This is a genomic window from Streptomyces sp. NPDC096324, from assembly GCF_044763015.1.
Classification (GTDB): Bacteria; Actinomycetota; Actinomycetes; order Streptomycetales; family Streptomycetaceae; genus Streptomyces.
On the sequence record NZ_JBIWFK010000006.1, the window covers coordinates 86,465 to 105,266 of the forward strand.

General features: G+C 71.0%; 14 protein-coding genes, 1 tRNA gene and 1 riboswitch. Of the genes, 9 read left to right on the forward strand and 6 right to left on the reverse strand.

Features of this window, described 5'->3' with window-relative positions; translation table 11 throughout:
• Positions 1 to 4: 4 nt before the first annotated feature.
• Positions 5 to 235 carry a hypothetical protein gene (locus ACIQ7M_RS17495; protein WP_355764252.1) on the reverse strand — a complete coding sequence of 77 codons (231 nt, stop codon included), beginning with the start codon at positions 233 to 235 and terminating at the stop codon, positions 5 to 7.
• A 419-nt stretch (positions 236 to 654) separates the two neighbouring features.
• Positions 655 to 826: riboswitch (cyclic di-AMP (ydaO/yuaA leader) on the forward strand.
• A 7-nt stretch (positions 827 to 833) separates the two neighbouring features.
• Here ACIQ7M_RS17495 and ACIQ7M_RS17500 point away from each other — a divergent pair.
• The gene (locus ACIQ7M_RS17500; RefSeq protein ID WP_403644784.1) at positions 834 to 2,867 is read left to right on the forward strand and encodes an NlpC/P60 family protein; all 2,034 of its coding nucleotides are present in this window, start codon (positions 834 to 836) and stop codon (positions 2,865 to 2,867) included.
• A gap of 59 nt (positions 2,868 to 2,926) precedes the next feature.
• Here ACIQ7M_RS17500 and ACIQ7M_RS17505 read toward each other — a convergent pair whose 3' ends face one another.
• On the reverse strand, positions 2,927 to 3,244 hold the full coding sequence (locus ACIQ7M_RS17505) for a hypothetical protein (RefSeq protein WP_386983041.1): 318 nt from the start codon (positions 3,242 to 3,244) through the stop codon (positions 2,927 to 2,929).
• A gap of 224 nt (positions 3,245 to 3,468) precedes the next feature.
• On the opposite strand from ACIQ7M_RS17505, the gene ACIQ7M_RS17510 reads away from it, so the two are divergent.
• From ACIQ7M_RS17510 to ACIQ7M_RS17525, 4 genes are all read left to right on the forward strand, one after another.
• A complete protein-coding gene (locus tag ACIQ7M_RS17510) occupies positions 3,469 to 3,999 on the forward strand; it encodes a helix-turn-helix transcriptional regulator (protein WP_403644788.1) in 531 nt (176 codons plus the stop codon).
• Between the two features lie 84 nt (positions 4,000 to 4,083).
• Positions 4,084 to 5,259, forward strand: coding sequence for a DUF2306 domain-containing protein (locus ACIQ7M_RS17515; protein ID WP_403644791.1), 1,176 nt, complete (start codon positions 4,084 to 4,086; stop codon positions 5,257 to 5,259).
• Positions 5,260 to 5,342: 83 nt separating this feature from the next.
• Positions 5,343 to 6,272, forward strand: a complete 930-nt coding sequence (locus ACIQ7M_RS17520; RefSeq protein ID WP_403644794.1) for a hypothetical protein — start codon at positions 5,343 to 5,345, stop codon at positions 6,270 to 6,272.
• 171 nt (positions 6,273 to 6,443) lie between these two features.
• Positions 6,444 to 7,136 (forward strand): hypothetical protein, encoded by a 693-nt coding sequence (locus tag ACIQ7M_RS17525; protein WP_403644797.1) that lies wholly within the window; start codon positions 6,444 to 6,446, stop codon positions 7,134 to 7,136.
• 84 nt (positions 7,137 to 7,220) lie between these two features.
• On the opposite strand, the gene ACIQ7M_RS17530 is transcribed toward ACIQ7M_RS17525, so the two are convergent.
• Positions 7,221 to 8,450 (reverse strand): PP2C family protein-serine/threonine phosphatase, encoded by a 1,230-nt coding sequence (locus tag ACIQ7M_RS17530; protein ID WP_403644800.1) that lies wholly within the window; start codon positions 8,448 to 8,450, stop codon positions 7,221 to 7,223.
• A gap of 364 nt (positions 8,451 to 8,814) precedes the next feature.
• Here ACIQ7M_RS17530 and ACIQ7M_RS17535 point away from each other — a divergent pair, with 364 nt between their 5' ends.
• From ACIQ7M_RS17535 to ACIQ7M_RS17550, 4 genes are all read left to right on the forward strand, one after another.
• Positions 8,815 to 10,914 carry a DUF1996 domain-containing protein gene (locus ACIQ7M_RS17535; RefSeq protein WP_403644802.1) on the forward strand — a complete coding sequence of 700 codons (2,100 nt, stop codon included), beginning with the start codon at positions 8,815 to 8,817 and terminating at the stop codon, positions 10,912 to 10,914.
• Positions 10,915 to 11,171: 257 nt separating this feature from the next.
• On the forward strand, positions 11,172 to 11,603 hold the full coding sequence (locus tag ACIQ7M_RS17540) for a hypothetical protein (RefSeq protein ID WP_355764276.1): 432 nt from the start codon (positions 11,172 to 11,174) through the stop codon (positions 11,601 to 11,603).
• An 83-nt stretch (positions 11,604 to 11,686) separates the two neighbouring features.
• Positions 11,687 to 11,760 (forward strand) — tRNA-Met (locus tag ACIQ7M_RS17545).
• Positions 11,761 to 11,902: 142 nt separating this feature from the next.
• A complete protein-coding gene (locus tag ACIQ7M_RS17550; RefSeq protein ID WP_386983028.1) occupies positions 11,903 to 12,496 on the forward strand; it encodes a uridine kinase in 594 nt (197 codons plus the stop codon).
• 181 nt (positions 12,497 to 12,677) lie between these two features.
• On the opposite strand, the gene pflA is transcribed toward ACIQ7M_RS17550, so the two are convergent.
• The 3 genes from pflA to adhE all read right to left on the reverse strand — a co-directional run bounded on the left by pflA (position 12,678) and on the right by adhE (position 18,592).
• Complete coding sequence (gene pflA / locus ACIQ7M_RS17555; protein WP_403644804.1) at positions 12,678 to 13,505, reverse strand: pyruvate formate-lyase-activating protein; 828 nt, start codon at positions 13,503 to 13,505, stop codon at positions 12,678 to 12,680.
• 73 nt (positions 13,506 to 13,578) lie between these two features.
• Positions 13,579 to 15,843 (reverse strand): formate C-acetyltransferase, encoded by a 2,265-nt coding sequence (gene pflB, locus ACIQ7M_RS17560; RefSeq protein ID WP_403644806.1) that lies wholly within the window; start codon positions 15,841 to 15,843, stop codon positions 13,579 to 13,581.
• Between the two features lie 61 nt (positions 15,844 to 15,904).
• A complete protein-coding gene (adhE, locus tag ACIQ7M_RS17565; RefSeq protein WP_403644809.1) occupies positions 15,905 to 18,592 on the reverse strand; it encodes a bifunctional acetaldehyde-CoA/alcohol dehydrogenase in 2,688 nt (895 codons plus the stop codon).
• Positions 18,593 to 18,802: the final 210 nt, after the last annotated feature.

The following is an 18,802-nucleotide window of genomic DNA, read 5'->3' on the forward strand; positions in this document are numbered from 1 at the left end:
GCCGTCAGGAGCCCGGTGTGTCGAGTCGGTCGTCGGGGTCGGGGGTGGGGGAGAAGGCGCGGCGCTTACCGGACGCCGGTCGTGCGGCGGACGAGGGAAGCGGGGCGCCCGTCGACGGATCCCAGCTCAGGATCCACTCGAAGTCGCGTTGCAGCCGACGTGCTTCGCTTCGCACGAGTGTCGGTATGTCACCGCGTTCGGAGATCAGTTGGGCATAGATCGGCGCATCGTGCACGTGGGGATCCTCGACTCGCTCTCGTGGTCTGACGTGCTTCGACGGTACGGCCGACGGGTGGTCGCAGCGGTGATCCGGTCAGCTCGGCCAGAACCGGTCAAGGTGTGACCAATGGGCGCCGTCGATGTCGAACGACACGCCAGGGAACGCCAGTTCTGTGCACACTTTCGACACATCAGGGTTGGCTGGACGTGTGAGCCGCGGCTCCGGACCGGGTGCCGGCCTCGAATGTGCCAACGGCCGTGCTCAGCCGCCTTTTCGAGTACGGCCCGTGTCCTCACGGTCGCGCTGCGGGGTGGTGCGATGAAGGTCACGAAAACGTATCGGACATCTGGGGCGTGGATCTTCACATCGGGTGCACACCATCGCTAAGTTGGCGACCAGGCCGCCCGACTCCCTCCGGCGAAGCTCGCCGGGCGGTGCGGCCTCCGCCGAGTCCTGCCTGTCCTCGTGGCAGCGGGAGCCGGGGACCCACCGAACCTGGGGTGAATCGGTCAACTGCCTTTCGGGGCAGGGGCCGTAGGGCATACCTTCCGGAATCGTCCGCCCGAACCCGACAGCTAACCCGGTAGGCGGACGACGGAAGGAGCACCCCTCCATGGCGCCGGAACGCACCCCGCCCAGCGGCGAAGAAGTCGCCCGACGACTCTCGTCCCTCTACGACCAGGCGGAGCTCGCCACCGGTAACTTCAACGGGACCCGCGCCCTGGCGAACTCCAACCGCAGGCCGGGCCGACGGAACGCCGGTCAGGGGAGCGGAGTCTCCGACGCGGCCCAGGACGACCTGATGCGCCAGTGGTTCGACGGGGCGCGTTCCCGGTTCGGGCCCTCGGCTCCGGCCGCGCTTCCGGCCGACAGGCAGCCGGAGCGTGGCGGCGCGGCCGTCCGTCCGAAGGCGGGTGCGAAGGGGTCCAAGGGCTCCTCGTCGGACCTTCCGACGATCTACGAGCTGGAACAACTCGTACGTCCTGTGGCCGAGTTGACGGCTGCCCCGGTGCTGGAGCTGACCGCCGGTCCGGCTTCGGAGCCGGGTGCGCGGCCCGCGCTGGAACTGACCGCCGGTCCGGTGGCCGCGCTCCCGGCCGGCGGTGCCACGGCGGCGCCGGGATCCGATGTGGTGGTCCGTGCGGGGCTTCGCGCGGGGGCCGTTCCGGCCGCCGCGTCGCAGCAGTCCTCGCCGCACGTCAAGAAGCAGAGCGCCCGGCGCAAGCTCGCCGTCGCGCGGGAGCTGATGGCGCGGCACATGGCACGGCAGGGCATGCCCGTGGCGCAGATGCCGGCCATCGAGTACCAGCCGACGGCCCCGCAGACCGGTTCGTTCCCGGCGGTCGGTCAGACCGGCTCGTTCCCCTCGGTCGGTCAGACGGGTTCCTTCCCGTCCGTCGCCCAGACCGGTACCTTCCCGTCCGTCGCCCAGACTGGTTCGTTCGCTTCGCCCGCTCAGCCCACCGCGTTCCCGGCGGCTCCGCAGACGGCCGCGTTCCCGTCCGCCGCCCAGACGGGCACGTTCCCCTCGGTCGCCCAGACCGGTACCTTCCCGCAGGTCGGCCAGACGGGTTCGTTCCCGTCGGTCGCTCAGCCCACGGCTTTCCCGGCGGCTCCGCAGACCGCAGCGTTCCCGTCCGCGGCTCGGACGGGCACCTTCCCGTCCGTCGGTCAGACGGGCTCCTTCCCGTCCGCCGCGCAGACCGGTGCGTTCCAGGCCGCGCCCCAGCCGACGCCGTACGAGGTCGTGCCCGAGGTCTTCGACACGGGCTCCATGCCCCGGGCGTACGAGCCGGCGCCGCCGGCCGCCCAGCCCAAGGCGGTCATCCTGCCCCGCGGGTACGAAGCGCCCGCCCCGGCCCCCGAGTACACGTCGGTGCTCCTGCCGCTCTCGTACGAGAAGCCGACGCGTCCCAGCGGGTACCAGCCTGCCCCGATGCCCCCGATGAGCGAGCCGGTGCCGCAGCCTCCGGCGTACGAGCCGGCCCCGCCCTCCGCCGCCTATCAGCCGGCGCCGATGCCTCCGGTGAGCGAGCCGGTGCCGCAGCAGCCCGCGTACGAGGCCGCGCCGGGTCCGGCCGCCTATCAGTCGGCGCCGATGCCCCCCGCGAACCAGCCGGCGCCCCCGTCGGCCGACGACGCCTGGCGGCAGTCGTTGCGGCCCAGCGGCAACCAGCAGGCGTGGCCCGCCGCTCCCGGGGCCGCCGGCACGAACCCGGGGTTCGACATCGACAGCCTCGTCGCCGGTGCGGGAGCCGGGGCCGCCGCCCCGCCGGTCGTCGGACACGACAGCAGAGCCGCCGAGGCGGTCGCCTTCGCCCGCGCCCAGATCGGCAGCCCGTGCGTGTGGGGAGCGTCCGGACCCGGTTCGTACGACCCCTCCGGTCTCACCCAGGCGGCCTGGAAGAGCGCGGGAGTCATGCTCCCCCGTGCGACGCAGGACCAGGCGCAGGCCGGCGCGGCGGTCGACCTCAGTGCCATCCAGCCGGGTGACCTGGTCTTCTTCCACGCCAACGTGAGCCACGTGGGTCTCTACGTGGGTGACGGCATGATGGTCCACGCGCCGAGTCCCGGAGCGCGGATCAGCGAGGAGTCGGTCGACTACGCCGGACGGGCGGCCGTCCACAGCGTCGTACGCCCGGCCTGAGCCCCGGTCCGGCCGTCCTGGACGTACCCGGTGCCGGGTACGTCCAGGACGTACCGCCGTCAGAACTCGCTGTCGATGCCCGTGACCGCGGCGGGTCCGAGCGGCGCGTCGTCCGCGGTCAGACCGCTGTCCAGGAGCGCGCCGGAGACGAGCCGTACGGCCTCGGCCTCGGCGCTTCTGCGGTCCGCCGCCTCGACCTCGAGCCGGACGGAGAACCTGTTGTCCTCGTCGACGGAGAGCAGGCTCAGCTCCTCGGTCTCGCCCAGGTCCGTGTTCTGCGGGTCCTGCGGGCGAAGCCTGCGCTCCACGTCGGCACGGGAGGCGTCCGGGAGGCCGTGGACGAACGTCCCGGGAACGGTGATGACGTAGGTGGTCACAGGAACTCCTAGTGCGGCCGGCGCGAGGGCCTGAAGTGCGGTCGGTTGTGTGATCGCCCGTATACCCCGCATTGTGCCGGGCACCCGGATCTTCTTCGCGTCGGGCGGCGCCCGACGCGGCGCGACCGCGTGTTCGGCGGAGCCCGCCGTGCGGAGGGTGCCCGGCGGCGGCCGGACCCCGCGGTGCCTGCCGCGCGGTGATCGCGTGGCGATACCGTCGCCCCATGGCTGACGCTAGGTTGACCACCGCCTCGTACCTCGTCCTCGGCATCATCGACAAGCTGGGCGAGGCCAGCGCGTACGACGTGAAGGGGGAGGCGGCGCGGACGGTCGCGCCCTTCTGGTCGGTGCCGCACGCGCAGGTGTACGCGCAGTGCGACCGTCTCCTCGACGCCGGGATGCTGTCCCAGGTGCGGCAGGAGAGCGGCCGCAACCGCAGGGTGCTGACGCTGACGGACCAGGGCCGGGCCGCCCTGCGGGCCTGGCTCGACGACCCCGCGTTCGTCCCGGTGGAAGCCCGCGAGCGCGGCATCCTCAAGCTGTGGTTCGGCGGCGAGCCCGGTGTGCTCGGCCCCATACAGCTCGACGAGCACCGCAGCACCCTCGGCGACTACGAGGAACTCGCCGAGACGGTCGGCGAATTGCTGACGCGCGGACAGCGGGACGCGCTCGAGTTCGGAATCCGGTACGAGCGGATGATGATCGACTTCTGGCAATGGGTGCAACGCCGGGACGAGGACACGACAGACCGTTGACCCCGGCGGTGGACGCCTCTACCGTCTCGATAGTCCAAACGAGACTATTGATGGCCGGGTCGCGGCCAGGAGCAGGGAGTCGTCGTGCGTCGACCGACGGGCACCACCTGGCGCCGCCTCGCCGTCATCGCCCTGACGGTCGTGTGTGTGGGCTACGCGCCGATCGCGATGACCGAGCTGTGGCCGTACGCGCGCCCCGGCGCCCCGGCCTTCGGTGAGTGGATCCTGGGCCACGTGGTCTCTCCGCGCTACGTGGCCGACGCGCTGGCGACCCGGATCGGGCCGTACCGCCACAGCCTCGTCCCGATGATCGTGCACTCCGTTCTCGGCGGTGTGCTGATGCTGCTGGGCCCCGCGCAGGTGCTCACCGCCGTTCGGCGGCGCGTACGGCTGCACCGGGCCCTCGGGGTGGTCTTCGCGCTCACCGTGTACGCCTCGATGACCGGCGCCGGCCTGTACCTGGCGCGCACGGCGCCCGAGGACGCCTTCAGCGGTGCCGCGTTCTGGATCGTGCTCGCGACCATCCTGGTGGGCACCGTGATGAGCGTGACGTTCGGTGTGCTCGCGGCCGTCGGCGGGTTCCCCGACCTGCACCAGCGCTGGATGCTGCTGTGCTACGGCTTCCTGCTGACCGCCCCGTTGCTCCGGTTCGAGTGGGGTGGCCTGCCGCTGATCCTGCCCGGACTGTCCATGGCCGAGATCAACCAGCTCGCCACCATGCACCTGGGCTCCGTCGTCGCGTTCGGCGCCCTGATCGCCTCGCGTTCCCTCGACCGGCGTGTGAAGGTCGCCGGCGTCTCCGGTTCGTGGGCGCCCGTGCCCGTCCTCGCCGTCGCGCACCTCGCCGGGGCGGCCGCGCTGGCCTGGATCGTGCGCGCCTCGCTGGACCACGGCGCGCAGGGGCGCCGGCTCCTGCTCGCCTATCTCCTGCCGTACGCCGTCACGTACGCGGTGATGGCCCTGCGCGCCGTGCGGGCCGGCCGGGAGGGCCGCCTCTGGGCGTGCGAGGAGTGGCGTCTTCACTGGGTGGCCCTGTGTCTGGCGCCGGTGCTGTCGGTCGGGGCCGCCCCCCTCTTCGAACGGTCCCTGGGGCTCGACGGGCTCACGGCGCTGGCCGCGGGGGCGGCGATCGGCTGCGGCATGATGGCGTTCACGGCGACCTTGATGGTGAGTGTGCGCGTCCTGTACGCCCGGGAGGTCGTCAAGAGGGCCCTGCCCGCCCCTGGTTCGGCCGCGCGCCTGTCGGCACCGGTCTCGTAGCCCCCGGCCCTTTTCGCCCCCGGTCGGCTCGTTCACCGCGTCCGTCCACTTCCTCGCGCCCTTCGTCCGGAAACGGAACCCTCATGCCGAACGCATCCGACCCGCCCTGGACCGACGACGACGTCCCGGGCCACCCCATGCCCCTCGCCGCGGACGGGCGGCCGCTGACCGCGGGAGTGGCGATGCTGGCCACCGCGGTCGCCGTGGTCGGCGTCCTCGTCGGCGGCCTGCTCGCGGCCGTGGCCCTCACCGGTCACGTCTTCGGCGCGTGGCGCTCCGAGGAGTCGCTGACGCCGGGGCTGATCGGCGCGGCCATGCTCGGCACGGCGCCCGGCCTGTTCGCGCTGAACCGGGTCCGCGCCTGGCACGAGGCCCGCTCGCTCGTCCACCCGCTGGCCGTGGTGCTGGTCGGGCTGTTCACGGTGAGCCTGCTCAACGCGGGGCGGTTGTACATCGCCCGGGGCGGCTCCATCGTCCCGGTGCTGTTCAGCCTCGGCTGGCTCTTCGTGCTCGGCACGCTGTGCGTGTTCGCCCTGATCACCCTGGCCTGGCAGTACCTCACTCCCGGCCGGCCCCTCGGCCCGCGCGGTGCGCCGCTGCCCGGCTGGTCGAAACCGGCGCTGGCCGTGCTCGGTTCGGCCTGGCTCGGGATCGGGACGGGCCTGCTCGTACGGCCCGGCTTCTGGGCCGACTTCGTGCCGTGGAGCGTCGGCCGCGCCGACGCGCAGGGGCTCGGGGTGTGGGCGCTGGCCCTCGGCGTCGGCGTCCTCGGAGCGCTCGCCGAGGACGACCTCGGCCGTACCGGACCCGCCCTGATCGCCCTGCCCGGTACCGCCGTCGCCGTGACCGTCCTACTGGCCTGCCGCGCCTCCGCCGTCAACTGGTCCTCGGGCCCGGCTCTCTGCCTCGTCGCCATGGTGGCCGGGCTCCTGCTGGCCGGCCTCGGCGGACGCGTCCTGCTGACGCGGTCCCTGACGGCATCACCTCGGCAGACCGCAGCCGCCGAGAGCTGAGAACCCGGGGCCGGGCCGAGGGCCGAGGGCGCCGACCGGGCTTCGCTGCCGACTCCCGGAAACATTGTCCACGTCATCTGTGCCGGACGGAGGCAGGGCCGTGGTCCGTACCAGGGCGGCAGGATACGAGGCGTCGACAGACGAGGAACGCTTGCCGGGGGTGGTACAGCTATGCGTGGGTGGCGTCGTCCTCCGCCCGTCCAGGAGCCGGACCTGACGGCCTACCTGCGGAGCACGGTGTGGGGTCCCGCCGAGTTCGTCGGATGGCCGCCGCGCCGGCTGGTGGGGGAGGGGCTCCTCGCCGGGGCGCTCGGAGCGGGATCGATCGTCGGCGCCGGAATCGCCGGCGACCGGACCGGCGTACCCGTGCTGGCGAGCGGTGAGGCGGGCCTCGTCTGCGCCGGGATCCTCGTCCTGCACCTCGTCCGTCTTCGGGCGGGGCGGGCGTTGGTCGGGATCGTCGCGGCCCTCGGTGTGTGTCTCGCCCTCCAGGCCCCGCCGGCCGCGGCGGACGTGGTGCCGGTGGACGGGGAGCGGGTGGCGCCCATGGTCGTCATGTCCGTCGACGACGAGGGGAAGGCGGGCGCGGGCCGCACCCGTCACCTCTGCTCGGTGGTCGCCCGGGGCGGCGCACCCGTCGTGGTGCGCGTCCTGCGGGGATGCGGGCGGACCACCCGGCCGGGGGACGTCCTCGCCGTCGCCTACGACCCGGAGGGCCGCGTGCCGCCCCGTGCTCTGGCCACAGGGCCCGTGACGACGGGGCCGCTGCGTGACCTGGCCGCCCTGGCCGCGGCCCTCCTCGCCGCGTGCGTGCTCGCGGTCGTCCGCTCCCACCGCCTGACCACGGCGGGCGCCACCGTGTGACGCATGGTCCGGCGGCGGTCGCCGCCGGTCGTCCGGGGGCGTCGGGCGATGGAGGGTACCGGCGCCGTTCCGCGCCGGGCGGGCTCACAGCGGGAGGATCACCAGCGCCGTGTCGTCGGTGATGCCGCCGGGCGGGAGCAGGTCCGTCAGCAGGGCGTCGGCGAGGGCCTCGGGCTCGGCCCGGCGGTGGTGGGTCAGCGCGGCGGCGAGGCGCCCGAGGCCCACGTCGATGTCCTCGCGGCGGCGTTCGATCAGACCGTCGGTGTACAGGACCAGGGTGTCGCCCGCGCTGAAGTCCGCCGCGGCCTCCGGGCGGTCCACGTGCTCCGGCCGGGCTCCCAGCGGCGGGTCGGTCGCCCCGTCCAGGAACTCCACGCTCCCGTCGCCGCGCAGGAGCGCCGGCGGAGGATGCCCGGCGCTGCTGTACCGGATGGTGTGGGTCTCCCAGTCGATCCAGGCCGTCACCGCCGTGGTGGACTCGGCGCCCTCCACGGAACGCGCGTACAGCCCGAGCACCTCCAGGGCGCGCGCGGGACCTTCGGCGGCACGGGACGCGGCACTGAGGGCACTGCGCAACTGACCCATGACGCAGGCGGCGGACAGCCCGTGGCCCACGACATCGCCCACCGCGACCGCCATCCGCCCGCCGTTCAGCGCCACGAGGTCGTACCAGTCCCCGCACACGTTCAGCGAACTCGTGGCCGGCCGGTAGCGCACGGCCGCCCGGTGCGGCCCGGACTGGTCGGGTGAGGGAAGCAGCGCGTCCTGGAGAGCGACGGCCACCTCCCGCTCCCGGGCGTGGGCGCGCCGCAGCCGCTCGTTGAGCTCCTGCAGTTCGCGGGCCCGCGTGAACAGGTCGGCCTCCAGCACAGGGCTCCGCTCGTCCTGGTCGAGCCCGCCGCGGGCGCGGATGAACTCGGTGACCTCCTCCACCCGGTGGACCACCAGGGCCACGGTGCCGTCCTCGCGGAGCACGGGGGCGTTGACCGGGCTCCAGTACCGCTCCTCCCACACACCCGGCCGGTCCAGTGACTGCACGTCGTAGCGTTGCAGGGCCATGGCGTCGCGTTCACCCGACTCCACCACCCGGCGCAGGGACGCCGCCAGGTTCCGCATCCCGGTGGAGGCGGGGTCGCCCGGCCGGTCGGGGAAGACGTCGAAGAGATACCGGCCGACCAGTTGCTCCCGGGAGCGCCCGGAATTGCTCAGGTAGTCGTCGTTGGCGTCCACGAAGACCATGTCGGGGGTGAGCAGGGCGACCATGCCGGGCAGGGCGTGGAAGACACCGCGGAAGTCGATCTCCGCTCCCGTCACTGGTTCACCGCCTCATGCCGCTGCCCTGGCCGTGCTCACGGTGGAAGCGGCGGAGCACCTTGCCCTGCCCCACCGGCCCTGGGCATGACCGCGGCCAGGCCCAGGGCACACCCATGGTGCAGTGTTCCCATCAGGCCACCGGTCCGCGCCCGGTGCAACCGCAGGGGTTGTGCGGGCCGCGCCCGCCGTGCCCGGTCCGCCCGCGGAGAGGGGGCGTCCAGGCGTCCACCGAAGCGCCCTGGGGCAGTTGCTCCATACGGGGTCACTGTGAATTTCTGAGACCGCTGAACACAACGCGACCCGCGCGCGTATAGGGCCGGGGGATTTCCATGTCGAGCCGACCACGACGCGTAGGAGCACCACCTTGGGACGCAACAAGCGCAGACGCCCAACGGGCGCACGCCGCGCGACCTCTGCAGCTTTCGCACTGATACTGGGCGGAGGCGGACTCGTAGGAGTCAACGTCTACGCATCGGCGTCCGAGACCGGCGCGACGGACGCGCAGGTCCTGTCCGCCGGCTCCGCCACCATCGACTGCCCTGACGTCGGCGACCAGTTGAAGACGGTCCCGGACGCCGCGAAGGAGGGCGTCGACAAGGAACTCGCGGACCTGGACCAGCAGATCGCCGAGGCCTACCGGCAACTCCAGGCCCAGGCCGACCAGATGCAGCAGAACGGCGACAGCGGCGCCGACGCCGTCATGAATCCGCTGAAGGAGAAGCGGTCCGAGTCGATCGGCCGCATCGTGGCCGCCATCGACGCCGCGGGCGACCCGCCGAGCGGGCTCGACGGCTTCGCGGCCTGCACGCTGCGCGCTTCCGGCAACCAGCCCGGGACCGGGGCGGACACCGGCCAGAGCGCCGCGCCGCAGGACCAGGGCGGCGCGTCACAGAGCGCGAGCGGCGCGCCCCAGGATCAGGGCGGCCAGAACCAGGGCGGCCAGCAGCAGGGCGCCCCGGCCGGCAACGGACCCGTGGCCGCCGACTACGCCGACATCAAGTCCGTCCAGCCCAACGTGCAGAACCCGCAGCCCCAGGCCGACGCCTCCCAGGGCGAGTTCGTGTCGAGCTGCGGTGTGAACGCCAACGGTCTGTTCAACTCGGACAACGTGATCGTGGCTCCCGGTGTCACCAACGGCGCCCACCACTTCCACGACTACATCGGCAACCAGTCCAACACCGCGTTCGCCAGTGACGAAGACCTGGCCAAGGCCGACACCTCCTGCCAGGACAAGGGCGACAAGTCCACGTACTACTGGCCCGTGGTGCGCCTCCAGAACGGCAAGCAGGAGCGCGACGCGGGAGCGCCGGGAGGCGGTACCGAAGGCAACGCCGGTCAGATCGTCACGCCCAAGGCGGTCACCCTGACGTTCGTCGGCAACCCGCGCAGCAAGGTCACGGCCATGCCCCGCCTGCTGCGCATCATCACCGGCGACGCCAAGGCGTTCGTCAACGGGCCCGCGAACGCCAACGCCTCCTGGAGCTGCACCGGTTTCGAGGACCGGCAGCTGAAGGACAAGTACCCGCTGTGCCCGCAGGGCAGCGACGTGGTGCGGACCTTCAAGTTCCAGAGCTGCTGGGACGGCGCGAACATCGACAGCGCCAACCACCGTACCCACGTGGCCTTCGCGGACGCCCAGGGCAACTGCCCGAACAACTTCAAGGCCATTCCGCAGCTCGTGCAGCGCATCGTCTACGACATCGACGCGCCGAGCCTCCAGGACGGCGGCCGTACGACGCCGCTGTTCGCGCTCGACTCCTTCCCGGAGAACCTCCACAAGCCGGTCACGGACCACGGCGACTTCATCAACGTCTTCGACGAAGGCCTCATGAACGACGTGGTCGACTGCATCAACAGCGGCAAGAAGTGCGGTGCGGGCGCCGGCAACGGGGGCGGCAACGGCAACGGAAATGGCAATGGCAACGGCAACGGGGGTGGGCAGCAGGAGGACCCGCCGGCCACCGACGAGCCGTCGCAGACCGCCGACCCGAACCCGTCCGAGGCGGACCCGAACCCGCCGGAGAGCGCCGACCCGAACCCGTCGGAAGCGGACCCGAACCCCTCCGAGAACCCTTCCGAGGAGCCGGCGCCCACGGACGACGGCAAGGGCGGAAACGCCGGTGACAACGGCGGCGGCCAGACCGTCGAGCCCACCGAGCAAGCGCCGGGCACCGAGCCGGCCGGGGACGACGCCCCCACCGCCACGGTGGAGCCCAAGTCCGACGTGACGTCCTCGCCGCGGGAGACCGCGGGCGACGACCAGGCCGGCGAGGTGGGGACACCCGCGCAGACGCAGCCCGCGGCCGAGTCCTACCCCCCGGCCACGTCGGGGATCGAGCCGCAAGCGGTCGGGACCGGCGGGCTCGCCGAGACCGGCGCGAATCTGTGGCCGGGCATCATCGGAGGAATCTGCGTGCTCGCCGGCGCCTTCGTGCTCTACCGGATCCGGCGCACCTACGGGTGACACGGACGGGCCCGGTACGGGCGACTCCCGACGGATGAACCCCGACGGATGAACCCTGACGGGCGAATCCCGCCGGACGCGTCCTGACGGACGAGTTCCGAACGACGAGTTCGAGGGGGCTCGTGACCTGTGAAGACAGGCCACGAGCCCCCTCGGCCGTGTTCCGGACGGCCGTCTCGACCGGCGGTGCGCGCCGATTCACAGCATGCTGGTGTGAGACGCGATCATGTCGTCCACATTGGGGAAGGCGAAGCTCCATGGACGCATCAGAGCAGGCACCGGATGACCGGCCCCTCGACCTGTACCTCGAAATGCTCCGCCTGCGCATGGATCCGGCGGACTACGCGCTCTTGCTGCGCATGGTCGAGCCCGTACTCGAAGCGATCAGGGAGGAGAGGGTGGGAGCGATCGAACTGTGTCTCGACGGCGCGGAACCCGACAGCGTCCCGCAGGAGGTCCGTGACGAGGCGTCCCTCGTGGTCGCCGTGGCCGTCACGGGACGTCTGGACAACCGGATCGTCGAGCTGGAGACCGAGGAGATCGGCGTCGTCCGGGTCGTGACGGACTCGGGCACGGCGGACGATCCCGAGCGGTGCAAGGAGATCGCCGACTTCATCGGCGAGCGGCACCGTCAGGACGAGGAGCTGCGGGGTATCGCCGAGGTGAGCGGTCTGCCCACCGACGTGTGACCTCGCGCGGAGCACCCCGGCACCGCCCGCGGGCGATCATGGTTCTGGGACCGGAAAAGATGACGTAGAGTTGTGTTCACCGACGCGGGGTGGAGCAGCTCGGTAGCTCGCTGGGCTCATAACCCAGAGGTCGCAGGTTCAAATCCTGTCCCCGCTACTCGAAGTCAGAGGGGCCGACATCACCTGTCGGCCCCTCTGTCGTGTGTTCCGCCTCGTCCGCCCGGACCCGTGAGTCGTCGGAACGTACGAGTGTGCTGATTCGGCCTGAACCCGGCTCCCGGCGCCGCCACAATCACCCCATGACGAAGATCGAAGCTGTCGCGGAGCGCGTGGTGGCCGCCGCTCGCGCCCGCGGCAACCAAGGACTGGCGCTGATCGCCGTGGACGGCATGGGCGGGTCCGGCAAGTCGACCCTGGCGTCGGCCGTGGCCCGGCTCGGCGACGCCGTGGTCGTGCACGGGGACGACTTCTACCGTCCGATGGACGCGGACGAGCGCGCCGCACTGACCCCCGCCGAGGGTTACGACCGCTACTTCGACTGGCAGCGCCTGCGGGACGAGGTCCTCACCCCGCTCGCCACCGGTCACGACGCGCACTACCGGCGCTACGACTGGCCGACCGGGTCCCTGGCGGCGGACGAACTGCGCGCCGTCACGTGCGACGGCATCGTCCTCGTCGAGGGTGTCTACACCGCCCGGCCCGAGATCGTCGACCACTACGACCTGGTCGTCTACGTCGACACCCCGCCCGAGGAGTCCATGCGCCGGCTGCGGGCCCGCGGTGACGACCACGGACCGATCGACTGGGAAGCCCGCTGGCGCCTGGCCGAGGAGCACTACCTGACCACGACCCGCCCCCGGGACCGGGCGCATCTCGTGGTCCCCGGACACTGAGTGCCGACGGTCGGACCACAAAGAACACAGCCTCCGGTCGAATGACCGGGGGCTGTGTTCATGGAGCGCCGGGCAGGCCTTGCACCTGCATTTCCCCGCAGAAAGCGGGGCGTCTGCAGATCATCGGGTCTCACGCCGGCCACCCCGGGCCGGGCCCAGGGTGATACACCCGCCCGTGCGGTCACACCGCGTACAGGCCGTACGAGGCGAAGACGGAGCGGGCTTCGGCGATCTGGGAAGCACTCGGGACGGGAGTGGACGCGAGGGTGAAGTTCATGCCGAGGCCCGCCCACTTGTCGGCGCCGAACTTGTGGAAAGGCAGGACGTCGACACGGGTGACGTTGCCGAGGGACGCCGTGAAGGCGGCGACTCCCGCCACGTTCTCCGGGGGGTCGGTCAGCCCCGGGACCAGGACGAAGCGGACCCAGACCTCCTTGCCGAGTTCGGCCAGACGACGGGCGAATACCAGCGTCGGCTCCAACTGACGGCTGGTGAGGCGCATATACAGCTCGCGGTCCCAGGACTTGATGTCCAGCAGCACCAGGTCGACGCTGTCCAGAAAGGCGTCGGTGGCGCGGGCGCCGAGGAAGCCGGAGGTGTCCAGGGCCGTGTGCAGACCCAGGTCGTGGTGGCAGCGGCCCAGGATCTCGCCGACGAAGTCCGGCTGGAGCATCGGCTCCCCACCGCTGACGGTGAAGCCGCCGCCCGCGGCACGGATGAACGGCACGTACTTGGCCGCCTCCGCGACGACCTCGTCGGTCGTGGCGCGCTTGCCGTTGCTCATCCGCAGGGTGTCGGGGTTCTGGCAGTACAGGCAGGCCAGCGGGCAGCCGGCCACGAAGAGGACGAAACGGGTACCGGGACCGTCGACACCGGTGGACACGTCCCAGGAGTGCACCGACCCGGTCAGCGGACCGGTGCCGCGCCGCGGGGCGGCCTGCTCGACCGGTCTGTCGGGGTCGGTGGAGACGATGGGCAGGAGAGCGTGTCCCGGCTGGATCAGGGTCATGACGAAGCCTCCTCTCGTCGTGGCGGTTCCGGGGAGCGCGGCGCGCGGTCCGCGTTCCCCGGGAGGCCGACGGCTACAGCGACCCGTGGAAGGTGCGGCCCAGCACGTCGAGCTGCTGCTCGCGTGTCAGCCGTACGAAGTTGACCGCGTAACCGCTGACCCGGACGGTGAGCTGCGGGTACTTCTCCGGATGCTCCATCGCGTCCATCAGCGTGTTCCGGTTGAGCACGTTGACGTTCATGTGGAAGCCCTGCGAGGTGACGAAGCCGTCCAGCACTCCCGCCAGGTTGCGGATCCGGTCCTCGGGGGTGCGGCCCAGCGCGTCCGGGGTGATCGTGTTCGTGAGCGAGACCCCGTCCTCCGCCTGCTCGTACGGCAGCTTGGCCACCGACAGCGCGCTGGCCACGTAACCGTGGGTGTCACGGCCGTTCATCGGATTGGCGCCCGGTGAGAACGGCTCGCCCGCTCGGCGGCCGTCGGGCGTGTTGCCGGTCTTCTTCCCGTACACCACGTTCGAGGTGATGGTGAGCACCGACTGGGTGTGCTCGGCGCCCCGGTACGTGGGGTGCTTGCGCACCTTGCGCATGAACTCCTCGACCAGCCACACCGCGATCGCGTCGGGCCGCTCGTCGTTGTTGCCGTACGCCGGGTAGGCGCCCTCGATGCGGAAGTCCACGGCCAGTCCCGTCTCGTCCCGCACCGGAACGACCTCGGCGTACTTGATCGCCGACAGGGAGTCCGCGGCGACCGAGAGCCCGGCGATGCCGCACGCCATCGTGCGCCGGATGTCACGGTCGTGGAGTGCCATCTCCAGCCGTTCGTAGGCGTACTTGTCGTGCATGTAGTGGATGACGTTCAGGGCGTGGACATAGGTCTCGGCCAGCCACTCCATCTGCTGGTCGAGCTTGCCCAGCACCTCGTCGTAGTCCAGCGTCGCGCCGGTGACCGCCCCGGTGGCCGGGCCGACCTGGGCGCCGGACAGCTCGTCCCGGCCGCCGTTGATCGCGTACAGCAGTGTCTTGGCGAGGTTGACCCGGGCGCCGAAGAACTGCATCTGTTTGCCGACCTCCATCGCCGAGACACAGCAGGCGATGGCGGTGTCGTCGCCGAAGCGCGGGCGCATCAGTTCGTCGGACTCGTACTGGAGGCTGGAGGTGTCGATCGAGACCTGCGCGCAGAACTCCTTGAAGCCCTGCGGAAGCGCCGGGGACCAGAACACCGTCATGTTCGGCTCGGGCGCGGGCCCCAGGTTGTACAGGGTCTGCAGATAGCGGAAGGAGGTCCGGGTGACCAGGGTGCGGCCGTCCGAACCGATGCCACCGATGGACTCCGTGACCCAGGTCGGGTCGCCGGAGAACAGCTCGTCGTACTCCGGGGTGCGCAGGAACCGCACAATCCGCAGTTTGACGATGAAGTCGTCGACGATCTCCTGCGCCGAGCTCTCGTCGAGGATCCCGGCGTCGATGTCCCGCTGGAGGTAGGCGTCGAGGAAGGTGGAGGTGCGCCCGAGGGACATCGCCGCGCCGTTCTGCTCCTTCACCGCCGCGAGGTAGGCGAAGTACAGCCACTGCACGGCCTCGCGGCCGGTGCTCGCCGGGACCGAGATGTCGGATCCGTAGGAGGCGGCCATCTCCTTCAGTTCGCCCAGTGCGCGGATCTGCTCGGAGATCTCCTCGCGTTCGCGGATCACCTCCTCCATGCGTGAGGCGTCGCGGGGCATGGCGTCCAGGCCGGCCTTCTCCTCCCGCTTGGCCTCGATCAAGCGGTCGACGCCGTACAGCGGGACCCGCCGGTAGTCGCCGATGATGCGGCCCCGGCCGTAGGCGTCGGGCAGGCCGGTGACGATGCCCGCCTTCCGGGCCGCCCTGATCTGCGGGGTGTACGCGTCGAAGACCCCGGCGTTGTGGGTCTTGCGGTACTGGGTGAAGACCTTCTCCAGCTCCGGCGAGACGGGATAGCCGTAGGTCTCCAGTGCCCCGGCCACCATGCGCCAGCCACCGAACGGCATGATCGCCCGCTTCAGGGGGGCGTCCGTCTGGAGGCCGACGATCAGCTCCGTGTCCTGGTCGATATAGCCCGGCTGGTGGGCGGTGATGGTGGACGGGACGTCGTACGACACGTCCAGGACGCCCTTGGCGCGCTCGTCCGGGAACAGATCGGTGATCTGCTTCCACACGGCCGTGGTGCGCTCGGTGGGACCGGCCAGGAAGGACTTGTCACCTTCGTACGGGGTGTAGTTCTGCTGGATGAAGTCCCGTACGTTGATCTCGTCCCGCCACAGACCTCCGCGGAAGCCGTCCCAGGCGCTGCGGACGGGCCGCTGCTGCTGCGTGGTCATCGGTGTACGACTCCTTCTCGGTCGATCGGGGTCTCGTCGTACCCGCGCTGTCCGCGGGGGCTCACACCGGGTCGCCGTAGTAGGCGCGGCGCATCAGTTCCTGCATGTCGGCGAGCATCGGCAGCCTCGGATTGGCGGGCGCGCACTGGTCCTCGTACGCGTTCATCGCCTGCTCGGGCAGGGCGTCCAGGAACGCCGCCTCGTCGACTCCTGCGTCCTTGAACGACCGGGGGATGCCGACCTTCTCGCGCAGTTCCTCCAGCGCGTGGGCCAGGGACTCCACACCCTCCTCCGGGGTGTCGGCCGGCAGGTTCAGCATCCGGGCGACGTCCTGGTAGCGCTCGGGGGCGATGTACTCGTGGTACTTCGGCCAACTGGTGACCTTGGTGGGCGCCGACCCGTTGTAGCGGACGACGTGCGGCAGCAGCAGCGCGTTGGTGCGGCCGTGGGCGACGTGGAAGGTCGCGCCCAGGGTGTGCGCCATGGCGTGCACCACGCCGAGGAACGCCGAGCCGAAGGCCATGCCGGCGATGGTGCCCGCGTTGTGCATGCGTTCCCGGGCCGCGGGGTCGTCCGGCCCGTTCACCACGGCCTGTTCGAGGTTGTCGAAGATCAGCCGGATGCCCTGGAGCGCCAGCCCGTCGGTGAAGTCGTTGGCGTACACCGAGACGTAGGTCTCCAGACAGTGCGTGAGCGCGTCGAAGCCGGAGTCCGCGGTGATGGCCCTGGGCAGGTTGAGCGTGAGCGCCGGGTCGCAGATGGCGACGCTCGGCGTCAGCGCGTAGTCGGCCAGCGGGTACTTCTGTCCGGTCTCGGTGTCGGTGATGACGGCGAACGGGGTGACCTCGCTGCCGGTGCCCGAGGTGGTCGGGATGCACACCAGGTCGGCCTTCTGCCCCAGGTCGGGGAACGTGAACGCGCGCTTGCGGATGTCGAAGAACTTCTCCTTCAGGTCCCCGAACTCGACCTCCGGGTGTTCGTACATCAGCCACATCACCTTGGCCGCGTCCATCGGTGAACCGCCGCCGAGGGCGATGATGGTGTCCGGCTCGAAGTGGCGCATCATCTCGGCGCCCGCGCGCACGGTGTCGATGCTCGGGTTGGGCTCGACGTTGTCGATGACCCGGACCTCGGTGGGCTCAGCGCGGCGTCGCAGTACGGTGCGGATCCGCTCCAGGTGACCGATCTCCACCATGGTCTTGTCGGTGACGACGACGACCCGGCTGCCGCGACGCATGTCGGCGAGGTACTTGATGGAGTCGCGCTCGAAGTAGATCTTCGAGGGGATCTTGAACCACTGCATGTTGTTGTTCCGCCGCCCGATCCGCTTGATGTTGATCAGGTTGAGCGCGGTGACGTTCCCGGAGACCGAGTTGCTGCCGTACGAGCCGCAGCCCAGCGTCAGGGACGGCATGAACGCGTTGTAGACGTCACCGATTCCGCCCTGCGAGGTGGGCGCGTTCCAGATCACCCGGCAGGCCTTGACCGCGTGCCCGTACTCCTCGGCGAAGGCCGGGTCCTCGGTGTGTACGGCGGCCGAGTGGCCCAGACCGTTGAACTCCACCATCTCCGTGGCCAGCCGCACCCCGTCGGCCCGGCTGTCCACCGTCAGCACGGCCAGCACCGGGCAGAGCTTCTCCCTGGTCATCGGCTCCTCGACACCGACCTCGGCGACCTCGACCAAGAGCACGGAGGTGTCCTCGGGCACCTCGAAGCCGGCGCCGTCGGCGATGGCGACCGCGCTCTGCCCCACGATGTCGGCGTTCAACTGGCCGCCCGCGCAGTCGCGTCCGCCCTGCTGTTGGGCGCCGACCCCGAACAGGTACGCCTCCAGCAGCGACTTCTCCTGGTCGTTGACCGTGTACGCCTTGAGTTTGCGGAACTCCCCGAGGGCCTCGTCTCGGATCTCCCGGTCGAGGATCACGGCCTGTTCGGAGGCGCACACCATGCCGTAGTCGTAGGTCTTGGAGAGCACCACGTCGTTGACCGCACGTCGTATCCGGGCGCTCTTCTCTATGTACGCGGGCACGTTGCCGGCCCCGACGCCCAGCGCGGGCTTGCCGCAGCTGTAGGCGGCCCGGACCATCGCGTTGCCGCCCGTGGCCAGGATCGACGCCACCCCGGGATGGTTCATCAGGGCGCTGGTGGCCTCCTTGGAAGGCCGCTCGATCCACTGCACGCAGTGGGCGGGGGCTCCGGCGCGCACGGCCGCGTCCCGGACGATACGGGCGGCCTCGGCGGAGCAGTTCTGCGCGGCCGGGTGGAAGCCGAAGATGATCGGGTTGCGGGTCTTCAGCGCCATCAGGGACTTGAAGATGGTGGTGGACGTGGGGTTGGTGACCGGGGTGACGCCCGCGATCACCCCAACGGGCTCGGCGATCTCCACGATCCCGTCGATGTCGTCGCGGCGGATCACGCCGACGGTCTTCACGCCCTTCATCGAGTGGGTGATGTTCTCGCAGGCGAAGATGTTCTTGACGGCCTTGTCCTCGAAGACGCCGCGCCCGGTCTCCTCGACCGCCATCATCGCGAGCCGGGTGTGCTCGGCGAGCGCGGCCAGACTGGCCTTCTTCACTATGTGGTCGATCTGTTCCTGGGTGTAGTCGGCGTACTCGTCCAGTGCCTCCAGGCCGCGAGCGACCAGCTCGTCCACGTCCTGTCCGACCCCGGCGGACCCGGATCGGGCGGCGGGAGCGGCCGCTCCGGCCCCGGAGGTGTGCCGGCCGTCCTTGTTCTTGCGGCTGGTCATCGGATCACCCTTCGGGTCTAGGTGTGCCGAAACAGCCGGGCTTCAGCGGCTCCGGTTTGGTTCAAGCCTTGCACCGCGGGCCCGATCGTGCAGCCGGGCGGAAGCCCGCCTTCCGGCACGTGCGTGGCACGTCATGGACGGTGTCGGAGCGCGGATCTCCGGGCGCCCGGGGGCGGTCGTCCGGTGGCGCGGCCCGGGGTGCTTGCGGTG